Annotated in this window: 1 protein-coding gene (running past one end of the window); it reads right to left on the bottom strand. The window is 74.0% G+C overall.

Annotation, left to right across the window (positions count from 1 at the left end; translation table 11 throughout):
- On the bottom strand, positions 1-19,034 hold the 5' portion of the coding sequence (locus ABGB08_RS44340; RefSeq protein ID WP_347603550.1) for a type I polyketide synthase. It extends 9,190 nt beyond the left edge of the window; 19,034 of the gene's 28,224 nt are visible here — the first part of the coding sequence; it begins with the start codon at positions 19,032-19,034; its stop codon lies beyond the left edge, outside the window.

Raw genomic sequence — 19,034 nt, 5'->3', positions numbered from 1 at the left:
CCGGGGAACCGGCAGCTCATGCCGACGATCACGATGGGATCGCCGTCATCGGCATGGGCCCGTACGACCGGGACCTGGGCGGCCGGCCCCGTGCCGGACAGCTCGCCCAGCAGGAAGTCCGCCAGCACGGTCGGGGTGGGATAGTCGAACAGCAGCGTCGCGGGCAGGGTCAGCCCCGTCGCCGCCGCCAGCACGTTGCGCAGCTCGACGGTGGTCAGCGAGTCGAAGCCCAGATCCCGGAACGGGCGGTCCGGCGCTACGCCGTCGGCGCCGGCGTGTCCCAGCACCTTGGCCACCATGCCGCGCAGCAGGTCCAGGACGGCCCGGCCCCGCTCGGCGGGGGACAGCTCGGCCAGCCGCCGCCGGAACGCCGGCTCCGCCGGGCCGGCGGGGTCCGCCCCGGCGCCCATGACCCCGGCGACCTCTGGCAGGTCGCTCACCAGCGGGTTGTTCCGGACCGCCGCGAAAGCGCCGGCGAATCGGGACCAGTCGACGTCGGCGACGGTCAGCGTCGTGTCGCCGTGCTCCAGCGCCCGCTCCAGCGCGCGGACCGCCAGGCCCGGGGGCAGCGTCCGCAGGCCGGCCCGGCGCAGCCGGTTCGCCACGACGTCGTCCGCCGCCATGCCGGACCCGGACCATGGCCCCCAGGCGATCGACGTCGCCGCGAGTCCCCGGGCACGCCGGTGCTCCGCCAGCGCGTCGAGCATGGCGTTCGCGGCCGCGTAGTTGGCCTGCCCCGGTGAGCCGAAGGTGGCGGACGTGGACGAGAACAGCACGAACGCCGGCAGGTCCAGGTGCTCGGTCAGCTCATGCAGGTTGAGCGCGCCGGCCGCCTTCGATCGCAGGACCGAGGAGAGGCGCTCCGGCGTCATGCCGTCCAGCACGCCGTCGTCGACCACACCCGCCGCGTGGAATACCGCGGTCAGAGGCAGGTCCCCCGGAATCCCGGCGAGCACTGCGGCCACGGCCTCGCGATCCGCGACGTCGCAGGCCACGATGCTGACCTGGGTACCGAGGGCGGCCAGTTCGGCCGCGGCCGGCGAGTCGGGTCCGCGGCGGCTGACCAGCAGCACGTGTGCGGCGCCGGCGCCGACCGCCCAGCGGGCGACCTGCGCCCCGAGACCACCGGTGCCTCCCGTGATCAGTACGGTGCCTTCGCCGAACAGCGCGGTGTCTCCCGCAGCGATGTCTCCGCCGAGCGGAGCGTGCACCAGCCGGCGGCCGAAGACCCCCGAGGGGCGTACGGCGAGCTGGTCCTCTCCCTTCAGGCCGGACAGCACGTCGACCAGGCGGGAGATCGTGACGGAGTCGAGGTCCTCGGGCAGGTCGACGAGCCCGCCCCACAGCCGCGGCTGCTCCAGCGCCACGGACCGGCCGAGACCCCACACGGCGGCCTGCACCGGCCGGAACACCTGTTCCGAGCGCCCCACCGACACCGCGCCACGGGTCACGCACCACAAGGGCGCTTCGATCCCGGCGTCGCCGAGCGCCTGCGCCAGCGCGACCGTCAGCGCCAGACCGCTGGGGACCCCCGGATGCCCTGCCAGATCCCGCTCGTCCGAGGCCAGCAGCGACACGACCCCGGCGGGCCGGGGTCCGGCGGCGCACAGCTCCCGCAACCGCGCGGCCAGCGCCGCCCGGTCGGGTTCGCCGACCTCGATCCGGTCGGCCTCCGCGCCCAGCGCCCCCGCCGGCGAGGTCACCCATTCCTCACCCGCCGGCACCACCACGAGCAACCGGGCCCGCGGCGACGGCGCGGTGATCGCGGGCCAGGGCAGCGGCTTCCAGACGGACCGGTACCGCCAGCCGTCCACGGCATCGGCAGACGCGGGCACGGCGGCCGCCCTGGGTTCCGGCCAGAACCGCCGGCGCTGGAAGGCGTACGTCGGCAGGCCGACCGCCTCGGCGCCGGTGCCGGCGAAGAACCCTCGCCAGTCCACGTCGACGCCACGGACGTGCAGCCGGGCCACCGCCGCCGTGACGGCCTGCTCCTCGGCCCGGTCCCGGCGCGCCACGGGCACCGCCTGGATACCGGGGCGATCGGTGAGACAGTCGGCCGCGATGGCCGTGAGCACGGCGTCGGGGCCGAGTTCGAGGAACGTGACGACGCCCTGCTCGGCCAGGCCGCGCACGCCGTCGCCGAAGCGGACCGGCCGCCGGATGTGCTCCACCCAGTAGTCCGGCGAGCAGAGCAGCGCCGCGGTCGCCGGCTCGCCGGTCACGTTCGACACGATCGGGATCTCCGGCGGCGCGTACGACAGGCCGCGCGCGACCCGGCGGAAGTCGTCGAGCATGGCGTCCATCCGCGGCGAATGGAAGGCATGGGAGACCTGCAGCCGCTTGGTCATGCGCCCCTGGGCCGCGAAGTGCGCGGCGATCTCCAGGACGGCGTCCTCCTCGCCGGACACGACCAGCGACACCGGGCTGTTGACCGCCGCGATAGACATCCGCTCCTCGCGCCCGGCCAGCAGCGGGAGCACCTCCTCCTCGCCGGCCTGGACGGCGACCATCGCCCCGCCCGCGGGCAGCGCCTGCATCAGCCGGGCGCGGGCGGCCACCAGGACGCAGGCGTCCGGCAGGGACAGCACGCCCGCGACATGCGCCGCGGCGATCTCCCCGACCGAATGTCCCATGAGGTGGCCGGGCCTGACGCCCCAGGACTCCAGCAGGCGGAACACGGCCACCTGGAAGGCGAACAGCGCCGGCTGCGTGTAGCCCGTCTCGTCCAGCAGGGCGGCGTCCGCCGTACCCGCCGGGGCGAACAGCACCTCCCGCAGCGGGCGGTCCAGGTGCGCGTCCAGGTGGGACAGCACCGCGTCGAGCGCGTCGGCGAACGCCGGGAAGCGGCCGTACAGCTCGCGGCCCATCTCCGCGCGCTGGCCGCCCTGGCCGGTGAACATGAAGGCCAGGGAACCGTGGCCGACGGCCTCCTGAACGCCGGTGCCTTCGGCCAGCGCCCGCAACCCGTCGATGATCTCCTCGCGGTCCCGTCCGACCAGCGCCGCGCGCTGGTCGAGGTGCGACCGCGTGGTCGCCAGGGCGTATGCGACGTCCGTGAGGTCGAGCTCGGCGGACTCCGCGAGCAGGGCCAGCAGCCGTTCCGCCTGAGCGCCCAGGGCCTGCGCGTCCTTGCCCGACACCAGCACGGGGACGACGACCGGCTCCGCCCGCCCCACCCGCACGGCCGCGGGCGGCGCCTCCTCCAGCACCGCGTGGGCGTTGGTGCCGCTGAGCCCGAACGACGACACCGCGGCCCGGCGCGGGCGTCCGGCGCGCACCCATTCCCTCGGCTCCGTGAGCAGCTCGATGGCGCCCGTGGACCAGTCCACGTGCGACGACGGCGCGTCCACGTGCAGCGTCTTCGGCAGCAGGTTGTGCCGCATGGCCAGGACCATCTTGATCACTCCGGCGACGCCGGAGGCCATCTGGGCGTGCCCGATGTTGGACTTGACCGAGCCGAGCCACAGCGGGTGGTCCCGCTCCTGGCCGTAGGTCGCGAGCAGCGCCCGCGCCTCGATCGGGTCCCCCAGCGCCGTGCCGGTCCCGTGCCCCTCCACGGCGTCGACCTCCGCCGGTGCGACCCCGGCGTTGGCCAGCGCCTGCCTGATCACGCGCTGCTGCGCCAGCCCGTTCGGCGCGGTCAGCCCGTTGGACGCGCCGTCCTGGTTGATCGCCGACCCGCGGATGACCGCGAGGATCGGGTGCCCGTTGCGCTCGGCGTCGGACAGCCGCTCCACCAGCAGCAGGCCGACACCCTCGGCCAGGCTCATCCCGTCCGCCGAATCGGAGTACGCCTTGCAGCGGCCGTCGGGGGCCATGGCCCGCTGCCGGCTGAACCCGATGAAGGCGTCGGGGGTGGACATCACGATCACCCCACCGGCCAGCGCCAGCGCGCTCTCGCCGTCGCGCAGCGACTGGCAGGCCAGGTGCAGCGCCACCAGCGACGACGAGCACGCCGTGTCCAGCGTGACGGCCGGGCCCTCAAGCCCGAACAGGTACGCCACCCGGCCGGACAGCACGCTCGGCACGGTGCCGGTGACCAGGTGGCCTTCCAGGCCCTCCCCCTGGCCGGCCATCGCCAGGCCGTAGTCCTGGTAACTGGAGCCGATGAAGGTGCCGGTCACGCTGCCGCGCAGCGACGACGGGGCGATCCCGGCCCGCTCGACCGCTTCCCATGCCGTCTCCAGCACCAGCCGGTGCTGCGGATCCATCGCCAGCGCCTCGCGGGGCGAGATCCCGAAGAAGTCCGCGTCGAACTCCGCCGTGTCGTAGAGGAAGCCGCCCCGCGTGGAGTACGTCTTCCCGGTCCGGCCCGGGTCGGGGTCGTAGAGTCCGTCGGCATCCCAGCCGCGGTCGCCGGGGAACTCGGAGATCGCGTCGACCCCGTCGACCACGAGCCGCCACAGCTGCTCCGGCGATCGGACCCCGCCCGGGTAGCGGCAGGCCATCCCGATGATCGCGATCGGCTCGTCCGAGCCGGCCCGCCCCTGGCCTGCCACGGCCGCCGGTCCGGCCTGCGCCCCGGCGATCTCAGCGCGCAGGAACTCCGCCAGCGCCGCCAGGTTCGGGTGGTCGAACACCAGCGTGCTCGGCAGGGTCAGGCCCGTGGCGGCCGCCAGCCGGTTGCGCAGATCGACCGCGGTCACCGAGTCGAAACCCAGGTCGCGGAACGCGCGCCGCTCGGCGAGGGCGTCGGCTGAGGCGTGTCCGAGCACGGTCGCCGCCTGGGCGCGCACCAGCTCAAGCAGCAGGCGGTCCCGCTCGGCCGCGGGCAGCCCGCGCAGCCGGGTGACGAACTCCCCCGCGCCCGCGCCGCCGGCCGGCCGCTCGGCGGTCTCGGCCAGCCGCCGTACGGCAGGCACCTCGCTGAACAGCCGGCTCGGCCGTACGGAGGTGAAGACCGGGAAGTACAGCTCCCAGTCGATGTCGGCGACCGCCAGCACGGGCTCCGCGCCGGCCAGCGCGTGCCGGAACCCTTCGAGCGCCAGGTCCGGCTCCATGAACACCAGACCGCTGCGCCGGATCTGCTCGGGATCGACCCGCCCGAGCTCGCGGTCGTCCGACCAGATGCCCCACGAGATCGAGGTGGCCGGCAGCCCGCGGGCGCGCCGGTTCTCCGCCAGCGCGCCGAGGAAGGCGTTGCCCGCGACGTACGCCGCGTGCCGCCCGCTGCCCCACATCCCCGCCGTCGAGGAGAACAGCACGAAGGCGTCGAGCTCGTCGTCCAGCAGCTCGTCCAGGTGGCGGGCGCCCATGACCTTGGCCCGCACCACCTCGGCGAACGCCTCGATACTGGTGTCCTGCAGCGCGTGCAGCTCGATGGAGGCGGCGGCGTGCAGCACCGTGCGGACGGCGTGGCCCTCCGCCCGCAACCGCGCGAGCAGGCCGGCGAGCGCGTCGCGATCGGACACGTCGCATGCCGCCACTGTGGCGGTCGTGCCCAGCTCGGCCAGCTCCGCCAGCAGTTCGGCCGCGCCGGGGGCGGCCATGCCGCGGCGGCTGACCAGCACCAGGTGCTCGGCTCCCTGGGCCGCGGCCCAGCGGGCCACGTGCGGGGCGAGCGTTCCCGTGCCCCCGGTCACCAAGATGGTCCCGCGTGGCGTCCAGGCGGGCGCCGGGTCGGCGGGCGACGGGGCCGGCACCACGCGCCGGGCGAACACTCCGGAGGGCCGGATCGCCAGCTGGTCCTCGCCGCCTCCGGCGCCCCCGAGGACGCTCGCCAGGCGCCGCGCCGCGCGCTGGTCGAGCGTCCCGGTGAGGTCGACCAGGCCGCCCCACCGTCGCGGGTGCTCCAGTGCGGCCGTCCAGCCCACGCCGTGGACCTGGGCCTGGACGGGGTTGGTCACCGGATCCGACCGGCCGGTGGAGACCGCGCCACGGGTGAGGCACCACAGCGGCGCGTCGATGTCCGCGTCGCCCAGGGCCTGGACGAGCGCGACGGTCAGCGCCAGGCCGGTGGCCAGCTCCGGGTGGCGTTCGGCCGGCTGTTCGGCCAGGGCCAGCAGGGACACCACGCCGGAGACGTGCTCCTCCTGGCTCAGCACGCCGGCCAGCACGGCGCGGTCGAGGCACGCCTCGTCGAGCACGACCCTGCGGACCCGCGCGCCGTGCGCGGCGAGCGCGCCGGCGACGTCCTCTTCCTTAACGTCCTCTTCCTTAACGTCCTCTTCCTTAACGTCCTCTTCCTTAACGTCCTCGTCCGCGACGCCGTCGGTGGTGACGAGCAGCCACGTGCCCGACAGGAGGGTGGCGGCGAGATCGGTCACCGGCCGCCACACGACGCGGTAGCGCCAGGAGTCGGCCGTGAACCGGGCCTGCTGCCTGCGCCGCCAGGAGGACAGCGCGGGCACCACCTCGGCCAGCGCCGGTGCGCCCACCTCCAGCTCCGACGCCAGCGAGTCCAGGTCCTGCTGCCCCACCGCCGCCCAGAACCGCTCGTCCGCCGGGTTCGCCGCGCCTGTCGCCGGCGCCACGGCGCGCTTCGTCCAGAGCCGCTCGCGCTGGAAGGCGTACGTCGGCAGCTCCACCGGGCGGGCGCCCGTGCCGTCGAAGGCGGCTCGCCAGTCGACCGGCACGCCGCGCACGAACACCTCCGCCAGGGAGGTCAGGAAGCGCTCCGCGCCGCCCTGGTCGCGGCGCAGCGTCCCGGCGACGACCGTGCTCCCACCGGCGTCCTCGGCCGTCTCCTGGATCGCGCCGGTCAGCACCGGGTGCGGGCTGACCTCGATGAACGCCCGGTGTCCTGCGGCCAGCAGGCGGCGCACGGCGGGTTCGAACCGGACGGTCCGGCGCAGGTTGCGGTACCAGTAGCCGGCGTCCAGCTCCGTCCCGTCCAGCCAGTCCTCGGTCACCGTGGACAGGAACGGCACCTCGGCCCGCCGCGGCCGGATCGCCGACAGGGACTGGGGCAGCTCGTGCTGGAGCGGCTCGACGTGGGCGGAGTGCGACGCGTAGTCGACCGCGACCCGCCGGGTCCGCACGCCCTCCTCGGTCAGCCGCCGCGACAGCTCGTCGAGCGCGCCGGGATCGCCGCCCACCACGACCGTACGCGGTCCGTTCACCGCCGCGATCGAGATCTGCCCGTCCCAGGGCCGCAGCCACTCCTCAACGTCCGGTAGCGGCAGCGAGATCGACATCATCCCGCCGGCACCGGCCAGCGACCGCGCGATGGCCTGGCTGCGCACCGCCACCACTCGGGCGGCGTCGTCCAGCGACAGCGCGCCCGCCACGCAGGCGGCGGCGATCTCGCCCTGGGAATGCCCGAGCACCGCGTCGGGCTCGACCCCATGAGCGCGCCACATCGCCGCCAGCGAGACCATCACCGCGAACGACACCGGCTGCACGACGTCCACCCGATCCAGCGACGGCGCGCCCTCCGCCTGGCGCAGCACGTCCAGCAGCGACCAGTCGACGTACCGGCTCAGGGCCAGGCCGCACTCGGCGACGCGCTCGGCGAACACCGGGGACTGCTCGAGCAGCCGAGCGCCCATGCCCGCCCACTGCGCGCCCTGCCCCGGGAACACGAAGACCGTTCTGCCCTCGACGTCCGCCAAGCCCTGGACCACGCCCGGCGCCGGCTCGCCCACGGCCACCGCCTGGACGGCGGCGCGGAGCGCGTCGCGGTCACCGCCCACCGCGACCGCGCGGTGCTCGAACACCGACCTCGACGTCACCAGCGAGAAGCCCACGCCGGCCGGGTCCAGCGCACCATGGTCGGCCACGTGCGCGGCCAGCCGCCGCGCCTGCGCGCGCAACGCCTCCGCCGTCCGGCCGGACACCACCCACGGCACCGCCCCGGCACCGGAAGTGGCGGCATCGGCGCCGGGACCCGCATCGGCGCCGGGACCGGAGAGCGCGACGTCGCCGGTCGGCGCCTGCTCGAGGATCGTGTGGGCGTTCGTGCCGCTGATTCCGAAGGAGGACACGGCGGCCCGGCGCGGCCGTCCGGTCTCCGGCCACGGCGTGGCCTCGGTCAGCAGTTCGACCGCGCCCGCCGTCCAATCCACGTGGGACGAGGGCGTGCCCACCCCGAGCGTCTTCGGGAGCAGGCCGTGCCGCAGGGCCATGACCATCTTGATGACGCTCGCCACGCCCGCCGCGGACTGGGTGTGGCCGATGTTCGACTTGATCGACCCGAGCAGGAGCGGGCGCTCCCGGCCCTGCCCGTACGTGGCGAGGAGCGCCTGGGCCTCGATGGGGTCGCCCAGGGCCGTGCCCGTGCCGTGCGCGTCGACCGCGTCGACCTCGGCCGGGGACAGCCGCGCGCTCGCCAGGGAGTGCCGGATCACCCGCTGCTGGGAGGGACCGTTGGGCGCGGTCAGCCCGTTGGACGCGCCGTCCTGGTTCACCGCGGACCCACGCACCACCGCGAGGATCGGGTGGCCGTTGCGCTCGGCGTCGGACAGCCGCTCCACCAGGAGCAGGCCGACCCCTTCCGCCAGGCTCATCCCGTCGGCCGCGTCGGAGAACGCCTTGCACCGGCCGTCGGCGGCCAGGGCCCGCTGGCGGCTGAACGCCACGAAGGCGGCCGGGGTGGTCATCACCGTCGCGCCGCCCGCCAGGGCGAGGGAGCTCTCACCGTTGCGCAGCGACTGGCAGGCCAGGTGCAGCGCCACCAGCGACGACGAGCACGCGGTGTCGACCGTGACCGCGGGCCCTTCCAGGCCGAGTACGTACGACAACCGGCCGGACAGGATGCTCGGGCTGGAGCCGGTGACCTGGTGTCCCTCGGCGTCGGCGGCGTCCGAGCCGTACTCCTGGTAGCTGGAGCCGATGAACGTGCCGGTCGTGCTGCCGTGCAGCGACGAGGGGGCGATCCCGGCCCGTTCGATGGCCTCCCATGCGGTCTCCAGCAGCAGCCGCTGCTGCGGGTCCATGGTCAGCGCCTCGCGCGGTGAGATCCCGAAGAATCCGGGGTCGAAGTCGCCGGCGTCGTGCAGGAACCCCCCTTCGACCGAGTACGTCGTGCCGGAGTGATCGGGGTCGGGGTCGTAGAGCCCCGCCGCGTCCCAGCCCCGGTCGGCGGGGAATCCGGAGATCGCGTCGACCTCGCCGGTCACCAGTTCCCACAGCTGTTCTGGAGAGCCCACGCCGCCGGGGAAACGGCAGGCCATCCCGATGATCGCGATCGGTTCGTCGGTGTGGGCCGCCATCGGGACCCCGGCGACGTCCGCGTCCGCGTCCGCCGAGCCCACGACCTGCGACCGCAGGAACTCCACCAGCGCGGCCGGGTTCGGGTGATCGAACACCAGCGTGCTCGGCAACGCCAGGCCGGTCGTCGCGACCAGCCGCTTTCTCAGCTCCACCGCGGTCAGCGAGTCGAACCCCATCTCGCGGAAGGCGCGCCGCTCGGAGACCGCCTCTGCCGAGGCGTGCCGCAGGACGGCCGCCACCTCGGTGCGCACCAGATCCAGCAGCCCGCGCCGCTGCTCCTTCTCGGTCAGGTGCCGCAGCCGCGTGACGAACTCGGGGTCGTCGGAGGCCGCTGCCTTGTCCGCGCTCGCGAGCTGTGCCCTGACCTCCGGGAGCTCGCTGAACAGGTGGCTGGGCCGGGCCGAGGTGAAGATCGGATAGAACCGGTCCCAGTCGACGTCCGCGACCGTCACCACCGCGTCTTCGCCGCTGACCGCCCGGCTCAGCTCTTTGATCGCGAGGTCGGGCGGCAGCAAGGCCAGCCCGCGTTTGAGCAAGTAGTCGGCCAAGGTGTCCGCTGTGGTGTCCGCTGTGGTGTCCGCTGTGGTGTCCGTCATGGCCAGGCCGGCTTCGGCCCACGCGCCCCAGGCCACCGACGTGGCGGCGAGACCTCGTCCCCGCCGGTTCTCGGCCAGCGCGTCGAGGTAGGCGTTGGCGGCCGCGTAGGCGCCCTGCCCCGCGCTGCCCCACATCCCGGCTATCGAGGAGAACAGCACGAAGAAGTCGAGCTCGTGATCGCCGAGCAGGTCGTCCAGGTTGGCGGCGCCGGCCACCTTCGCCGTCATCACGTCCGCGAGCTCGGCGGCGTCCGCCTGCCAGAGGGGCGCGACGGCCTGGCCCACCCCGGCTGTGTGAACGACCCCGGTGAGCGGGCGCTCGGCCGGGATCGCGGCCAGCACGCCGGCCAGGGCCTCGCGATCGGCCACGTCGCAGGCGACGATGCTCGCCTCGGCGCCCAGCGCGAGCAGCTCGTCCCGCAGCTCCGCCGCGCCAGGGGCGGCCATGCCGCGCCGGCTGGTCAGCACGAGATGCGCGGTGCCACCACGCGCCAGCCACCGCGCGGTGGCCGCGCCGAGAGCACCCGTGCCCCCGGTGACAAGCACGGTCCCACCGGTCGCGCCTGCCCGGCCGACCGGATCGGGCGTGACCGGATGACGCCGCAGCCGCCGGCCGAACACGCCCGACGCCCGCACCGCCACCTGGTCCTCGCCGTCCAGGCCCGCCAGCACGCTCGCCAGGCCCAGCGCGGCCCGCCCGGCGACGACCTCGGGCAGGTCGACCAGGCCGCCCCACCGCTTCGGGTGCTCCAAGGCGGCCACCCGGCCCATGCCCCACACCTGCGCCTGGACCGGGCTCGTCACCCTGTCCCCGGGAGCGGCCGACACGGCGCCGCGAGTGAGGCACCACAGCGGTGCGTCGATCTCCGCGTCGCCGAGCGCCTGCAGGAGCGTGACCGTGAGCGCGAGGCCGCTCGACACCGCGCCACCGTCCGCGACGGGTGCGAGCATCGACACCACGCCGGAGATCTCGCCCAGCTCACGGAGCCGGGCGGCGAGCGGCGCACGGCCGTCCGTCCCATCCAGCAGGAGCCGCTCCACGTGTGCTCCGTGGCTGTCCAGCGCGCCGACCACGTCGCCGTCCACGATCCCGGCCGCGGTCACCACCAGCCAGGTGCCCTCCAGCACGGCGAGCGAAGGCGTACGGCGGGGCTTCCAGTCGACCAGGTAGCGCCAGGAGTCGAGCGTCGCCGCCTCGCCCCGGTTGCGCCGCCACGACGACAAGGCCGGGAGCAGGGTGTCCAGCAAAGAGGAGTGCTCGTTGCCCAGGCCGAGGATCGCGGCCACGTCCCCGGTGTCGCCGCGCTCGACCGCGTCCCAGAGCCGCGCGTCCGCCGGATCGGCGACGGTGCCGTTCGCGGCGGGCTCTGGCCAGAACGACTCACGCTGGAACGGGTACGTCGGCAGGTCCACCCGGCGGGCGCCGCGGAGCAGGGCCGGCCAGTCGACTGGCACGCCGTTCACCTGCAGTTCGGCCAGCGCGGTCATGAGGGCGGTGCGCTCGTCGCGATCGCCGCGCAGCACGGGAAGGAGCAGCGCCTCCGCCTCAGCGGGAAGGCTGTCCAGGGCCATCGCGGTCAGCACACCGTCCGGGCCGATCTCCAGGAACGCGGTCATGCCCGCCCGATGCAGCGCCCGCACGCCGTCGCGGAACCGGACCGCCTCCCGCACGTGCCGCACCCAGTAGGCCGGTGCGCACAGTTCGTCCGTGGCGAACTCGCCGGTCACATTGGAGATCACCGGGATCCGCGGGGGTTCGTACGCGATCGTCTCGGCGACCGCCTGGAACTCCGCGAGCATCGGCTCCATCAGCGGTGAATGGAACGCGTGCGACACCCGCAGCCGCTTGGTCCTGCGTTCCCGGGCGGCCCACCCCGCGGCGACTTCCAGCACCGCGGGCTCGGCTCCGGCGATCACCACCGACGCCGGGCCGTTGACCGCCGCGATGGACACCTCGCTCTCGCGCCCGGCCAGCGACTCCAGGACCTCCTCCTCGCCGGCCTGGATCGCGACCATGGCGCCGCCGGCCGGGAGCGCCTGCATCAGCCGGCCCCGCGCGGCCACCAGCGCGCAGGCGTCATCCAGGGTCAGCACCCCGGCGACGTGCGCCGCGACGAGTTCCCCGATCGAATGCCCCGCCAGCGCGTCCGGGCGCACGCCCCACGACTCCACCAGCCGGTACAGCGCGACCTCCAGGGCGAACAGCGCCGGCTGCGTGTACGCCGTACGGTCGAGCAGCTCAGCGTCGGAGAACAAGGCCTCCCGCAGCGGACGGTCCAGATGGGGGTCCAGCGCCGCGAGCACACCGTCAAGGGCCTCGGCGAACACCGGGAACCGCGCGTAAGTCTCCAGGCCCATGCCCACGCGCTGCGCGCCCTGACCGGTGAACAGGAACGCCGTCTTCTGGTCGTCCTTGGCCTGGCCGCGTACGACTCCCGGCGCCGCCTGGCCGGTGGCCAGCGCCCGCAACCCGGCCAGCGCCCCGGCCCGGTCCCCGGCCAGCACCGCGGCCCGGTGCTCGAACGGGGAACGGGTGGTCGCCAGCGAGAACGCCACGTCGGCCAGGTCGGCCTCGGGACGGCCTTCCAGGTGGGACAGCAGCCGCGCGGCCTGCTCCCGCACCGACTGTTCCGTCTTGCCCGAGATTGGTAGTGGCAGGCCAGCCATCGGCAGCGTCCGCTCGACGGTGTCCTGCTCGGTGTCCTGCTCGATGATGAGGTGGGCGTTGGTGCCGCTGAAGCCGAACGACGACACGGCGGCCCGGCGCGGGTGGCCCGTCTCCGGCCACTCCCGCGCCTCGGTCAGCAGCTCCACCGCGCCCGAGGACCAGTCCACGTGCGCGGACGGCGCGTCGACGTGCAGGGTCTTGGGCACGATGCCGTGCCGCATGGCCATGATCATCTTGATCACGCCCGCGACACCCGCCGCCGCCTGCGTGTGACCGATGTTCGACTTGATCGACCCGAGCAGCAGCGGTCCCTCCGGCCGGTCCCGGCCGTAGGTGGCCAGCAGCGCCTGCGCCTCGATCGGATCTCCCAGGGTGGTCCCGGTCCCGTGCCCCTCCACCACGTCCACCTCGGCCGGGGCGAGCCGCGCTCCGGCCAGGGCCTGGCGGATCACCCGCCGCTGGGAAGGGCCGTTCGGCGCGGTCAGCCCGTTGGAGGCGCCGTCCTGGTTGATCGCCGATCCGCGCACCACGGCGAGCACCTGGTGACCGTTGCGCAGGGCGTCCGACAGGCGTTCGAGCACCAGCACCCCGACGCCCTCGGCCCAGCTCACCCCGTCCGCGCGGTCCGCGAACGATTTGCACCGCCCGTCCGGGGACAGCCCCCGCTGCCGGGAGAACTCCACGAACGCTCCGGGCGTGGCCATCACGGTCACCCCGCCGGCCAGCGCGAGCGTACATTCACCCGACAGCAGCGCCTGCGTCGCCAGATGCACCGCGACCAGCGAGGACGAGCAGGCGGTGTCGACCGTCACGGCCGGGCCCACCAGGCCCAGGGTGTAGGACACCCGCCCGGAGACGACACTCGCGGCGGTTCCGGTGCCCCGGTAGCCCTCGAACTCAGCCGCGCCGAGCATGCCGCTGTAGTCGGTGTACATCACCCCGGCGAACACGCCCGTCCGGCTGCCCCGGAGCGTGACCGGGTCGATTCCGGCCCGCTCGACCGCTTCCCACGAGGTCTCCAGCAGAAGTCGCTGCTGCGGGTCCGTCGCCATGGCCTCCCGCGGGCTCATCCCGAAGAAGTCCGCGTCGAATTCCGCCGCGTCGTGCAGGAAGCCGCCCTGCCTGGTGTACGAGCCGCCTGCGTGGTCGGCGTCCGGATGGTAGAGCGCGGCCAGGTCCCACCCACGATTGGCGGGAAATTCCGTGATCGCGTCACGGCCCTCGGCCACCAGCCGCCACAGGTCCTCCGGCGAGGCGACGCCACCCGGGTAGCGGCAGCTCATCCCGACGATCACGATCGGGTCGTCGGCGACCGGCGTGACGGCGGCGGGAACGGCCACGTCGTGCTGCTCGCCCAGCACCTCGTCCAGCAGGAACTCCGCCAGTACGGCGGGCGTGGGATGGTCGAACACCAGCGTGGCCGGCAGGCGCAACCCCGTCGTCGTGCTCAGCCGGTTGCGCAGTTCGACCGCGGTGAGGCTGTCGAAGCCCAGGTCGCGGAACTCCCGCCGGATGTCCACCAGCTCCGGCGAGGCGTGCCCCAGCACCAGCGCCACCTCGGCCCGGACCAGGTCCGCCAGGACCCGGACGCGATCGGCGCGCTCCAGTCCCGCCAGGCGGCGGACCAGTGCGCTGCCGGACATCGACGTCGCCGACCGGCGTGGCGCTCGTACCAGCCCGCGGAGCAGGTGCGGCACCTCGCCATGCGTCCGCACCGCGGCAAGGTCGATCCGGACCGGGGCCACGACCGGCTCCCCCGCCCGGAGGGCCGCGCCGAACAGCGCGACGCCCTCGTCCGGAGTGAGCGCGAACATCCCGGCGCGGGTCATCCGCCGGGCCTGGACGTCGTCCAGCGCGCCGGTCATCCCGGTGTCCTGGGCCCAGGGCCCCCACACGAGCGACAGCGCGGGCAGTCCTTCGGCCCGCCGGTGCCCGGCCAGCGCGTCGAGGAACGCATTGGCCGCCGCGTAGTTGCCCTGGCCGGGAGCTCCCATGGTGCCGGCCACCGACGAGAACAGCACGAACGCGGCCAGATCCAGGCCGCGGGTGAGCTGGTGCAGGTGCCAGGCCGCGTCTGCCTTCGGCCGCAACACCGCGTCCAGCCGCTCCGGGGACAACGACGGGATCGTCCCGTCGTCCAGTACGCCGGCGGTGTGGATGATCCCGGTCAGCGGGTGCTCGGGGGCCACCCGGGCCAGCAGCGCCGCCACCTGGTCGCGGTCGGCCACGTCGCAGGCGGCGATCGTGACGTCGGCGCCCTGGGCGATCAGGTCGGCCCGCAACTCCGCCGCACCGGGCGCGTCCGGGCCCCGGCGGCCAGCCAGCAGCAGATGCCGTACCCCGCGCTCGGCCACCAGATGCCGGGCGAACAACGCCCCCAGGCCACCGGTGCCGCCGGTGATCAACACCGTCCCCTCCGGGTCCCATACACCGTCCTGGGCATCGCCGGCCGCTACTCGCGTCAGGCGGGGTACCCGCACCTCGCCGTGGCGGATCGCCGCCTGCGGTTCCGCCGACGCCAGCACCCCGGCCACCGTCCCGGTCAGCACCCCGGGCAACGCCGACATCGCCGACGCCTCGTCCACGTCCACCAGCACGAAGCGGCCGGGATTCTCCGACTGCGCGGCACGGACCAGACCCCACACCGCCGCGGCCGCCAGGTCGGTGAGCGAGTCCCCCGCCCGCGCCACCACCGCACCCCGGGTGAGCACCACCAGGCGGGAGCCGCCGCATCGCTCCTCGGCCAGCCACCTCTGCATCAGATCCAGAACGTGGGCGGCCAGCTCGTGCGCCGACTCCACCACCCCGGCCGCCGGATCCGAGACCGCCTCCGTCAGCACCGCGTCCGGCACCGGCCCCGCCTCCACCAGCGACGCCAGATCTGTATGAATCTGCACGAGATCCCCGCCGGGCCGCCAGGCCGCGAGCGTACCCAGAGCCCCCACGCCCAGCACCGCCACCGCACCGGTCACCGCCGGGGCAGGCTGCGGCGACACCGTCCACTCCAGGGCGAACAGCGGGTCCCGCCCACTCCCGCCGGGAAGGTCATCGGCCGAGAACGGGCGCAGCACCAGTGACCGCGCCGACAGCACCGGCTCCCCGGCGGCGTCCACCGCGCGCACCGAAACCGAATCGTCGCCCGCCTTGGCCAGCCGCACGCGCAGCACCGACGCGCCGGCCGCGTGCAGGCACACGTCGCCCCAGGAGAACGGCAATCGGCCGGGCTGCGCGTCCTCCATCCCGACGAACGCCATCGCGTGCAACGCCGCGTCCAGCAGAGCCGGATGGACCCCGAACAAGCCCGCGTTCGACGCCGCCAGCTCGCCCAGGGCGACCTCGGCGAACACCTCACCGCTCGCACCCCGCCAGGCCGCCCGCAGCCCCTGGAACACCGGTCCGTAATGGAACCCGCTCTCGGCCAGCCGCTCGTAAATCCCCTCGACGTCGATCGCCGACGCCCCTGGGGGCGGCCACACCGCCATGTCCGCGATGCCGGGCTCTTCTTGCGCGGTGCTCGCCAGCACGCCGACCGCGTGCCGTACCCAGCCGTCGTGCTCGTCGGCCTCGTCCTGCCTGGCGTGAACGCTCAGCTCACGCCGGCCCTGGCCGTCCGCGGGCCCCACCCGCACCTGCACCGCCACCGCGTCCCGCTCGCCCAGCACCAGCGGCACGGTCAAGGTCAGCTCGCGCACCAGATCGCAGCCGACCTGGTCACCCGCCCGCATGGCCAGCTCCAGGAATCCGGTGCCGGGGAACACCACCGTCCCGCCCACCGCGTGATCGGCCAGCCACGGATGCGACCCCAGGGACAGCCTTCCGGTCAGCAGCGCCTCATCGGAGTCCGCCAACCCCACTGAGGCCCCCAGCAGCGGATGCCGGGCCGCTGTCAGGCCAAGCCCCCGGGCATCTCCGGCCCAGGTGGGACTCAGCCAGTACCGCTGCCGCTGGAAGGCGTAGGTGGGCAGGTCAACCCTGCCAGCGCCGGGGAACACCGAGCGCCAGTCCACCGCCACTCCACGCACATGCAGGGCGCCCAGCGCCGACACGACCGCGGACTCCTCGTCGCGGTCCCTGCGGAGCACCGGCACCGCCACCGCATCCGGGTCGGCGGCGAGAGTGTCGGCGGCCATGGCGCTCAGGACCGCGTCGGGGCCGAGTTCCAGATAGGCCCGCACACCTTGAGCGTGCAGAGCGCGCACCGCGTCGCCGAAACGGACCGCGCCACGGACCTGGTCCACCCAGTAACCCGGCGAGCACAACTGATCCGCCGTGGCCGTCTCCCCGGTCAGGGTGGACACGATGGGGATCCGCGGCGGGTTGTAGCTGAGCGTCCCAGCCAGGGCGCGGAAATCCGCCAGCATCGGATCCATCAACGGCGAGTGGAACGCATGCGACACCCGCAACCGCCGCGTCTTCACGCCCTGAGATTCCAGCGCGGCCGCCACCTCAAGGACCGGCTCCGCCACCCCGGAGATCACCACCGAGGCAGGACCGTTCACCGCCGCGACCGACACCTCGTTCTCTCGCCCGGCCAGCAGGTCGGCGACCGCATCCTCGGACGCCCGCACCGCCACCATCGCCCCACCGGACGGCAAGGCCTGCATCAACCGCGCCCGGGCCGCCACCAGCGCACACGCATCGCTCAGTGAGAGCACCCCGGCCACGTGAGCGGCGGTGATCTCCCCGATCGAGTGCCCGGCCAGCACATCGGGCCGCACGCCCCACGACTCGACCAGCCGGAACAGGGCGGTCTCCACCGCGAACAACGCCGGCTGCGCCCACCCCGTCTGATCCAGCAACTCCACCTCGGTGAACAGGACGTCACGCAACGACCTGTCCAGCAGCGGGTCCAGCTCCGCGATCACCGCATCCAGCGCCTGGGCGAACACCGGGAAGCGGTCATACAGCTCCCGGCCCATCCCCGCCCGCTGGCTCCCCTGACCGGTGAACAACATCGCCAGCTTGGCCTGCCTGCCCTGGCCCTTGATCACTCCGGCGGCGACGCCCCCATCCGCCAGCGCCGCCAAACCCGCGCGTAACCCGGCACGATCGGCGGCCACGACGGCCGCCCGATGCTCGAAGGCCGACCGTGTCGTCGCCAGCGAGAAGGCCACGTCGGCCAGAGATGTCTCGGGCGCACCGTCCAGGTACGCCAGCAGACGCGCCGCCTGAGCGGACAGTGCGTCCCCTGTCCGTCCCGAAACCAGCACCGGCAGCACCCGCATGTCCGCCGTGGCCACCGCCACCTCAGCCGGCGGCGCCTCCTCCACCACCACATGAGCGTTGGTGCCACTGACTCCGAACGAGGACACACCCGCCCGGCGCGGCCGGCCGGTCTCCGGCCAGGCCCGTTGCCGGGTCAGCAGCTCGAGCACGCCCGAGTCCCAGTCCACCCGCGACGACGGCGCGTCCGCGTGCAACGTCCTGGGGAGCACCCCATGCCGCATCGCCAGGACCATCTTGATGATCCCCGCCACACCGGCGGCCGCCTGCGTGTGACCGATGTTGGACTTGATCGACCCCAGCGACAACGGGCGATCACGGTCCGTGCCGAACGTGGAGATCAACGCCTCGGCTTCGATCGGGTCGCCCAGCGCCGTGCCCGTCCCGTGCGCCTCCACCACGTCGATGTCCGCCGTCGACAGCCGCGCGTTGGCCAGGGCGTCGCGAATCACCCGTTGCTGCGAGGGACCGTTCGGCGCGGTCAGACCGTTGGACGCCCCGTCCTGGTTCACGGCCGACCCGCGTACCACCGCGAGCACCTGGTGCCCGTTGCGCTGCGCGTCCGACAGGCGCTCCAGCACCAGGACACCTACGCCCTCGGACCAGCCCGTTCCGTCGGCGCCGTCGGCGAACGCCTTGCATCGCCCATCGGGCGACAAGCCGCCCTGGCGGTTGAACTCGATGAAGGTGCTGGGGCTGGTCATGACGGTCACCCCGCCGGCGAGCGCCAGGGTGCACTCGCCCGTACGCAGCGACTGAACGGCCCAGTGCAACGCGACCAGCGACGACGAGCAGGCCGTGTCCACCGTCACGGCCGGGCCGACCAGGCCGAGCGTGTACGAAACCCGGCCCGACAACACGCTGTTGGCCGTACCGGTGAGGCCGAAGGCGTCGATGTCGCGCGGCAGGCTCTCGCGGTAGTCGGACGACATCGCCCCGGCGAACACCCCGGTCAGGCTGCCGCGTAGCGCGATCGGGTCGATTCCGGCCCGCTCGACGGCCTCCCAGGACGCTTCCAGCAGCAGCCGCTGCTGCGGATCCATGCCCAGCGCCTCGCGCGGCGAGATGCCGAAGAAGCCGGCGTCGAAGTCCGCCGCCTCATTGAGGAAACCCCCGGCCAGCGACAGCGGCACGGCGTCGCCGTGCTGATCCCGAAGCCGGTCGAGGTCCCAGCCGCGCTCGGCGGGCGGCTCGGATATCGGATCACCGCCCTCGGCGAGCAGGCGCCACAGGTCCTCCGGCGAGGACACGCCGCCGGGGTACCGGCAGCTCATCCCGACGATCGCGATCGGCTGCAGGTTCTGTTCTTCGAGGTCGTGGACGCGTTGCCGGGTGCGCCGGAGATCGGCCGTCGCCCGCTTGAGGTATTCGCGGAGTTTCGCCTCATTGTCCAT

It is taken from the genome of Acrocarpospora sp. B8E8, assembly GCF_039871605.1.
Classification (GTDB): Bacteria; Actinomycetota; Actinomycetes; order Streptosporangiales; family Streptosporangiaceae; genus Acrocarpospora; species Acrocarpospora macrocephala.
This window is presented reverse-complemented; position numbering and strand designations above follow the sequence as displayed.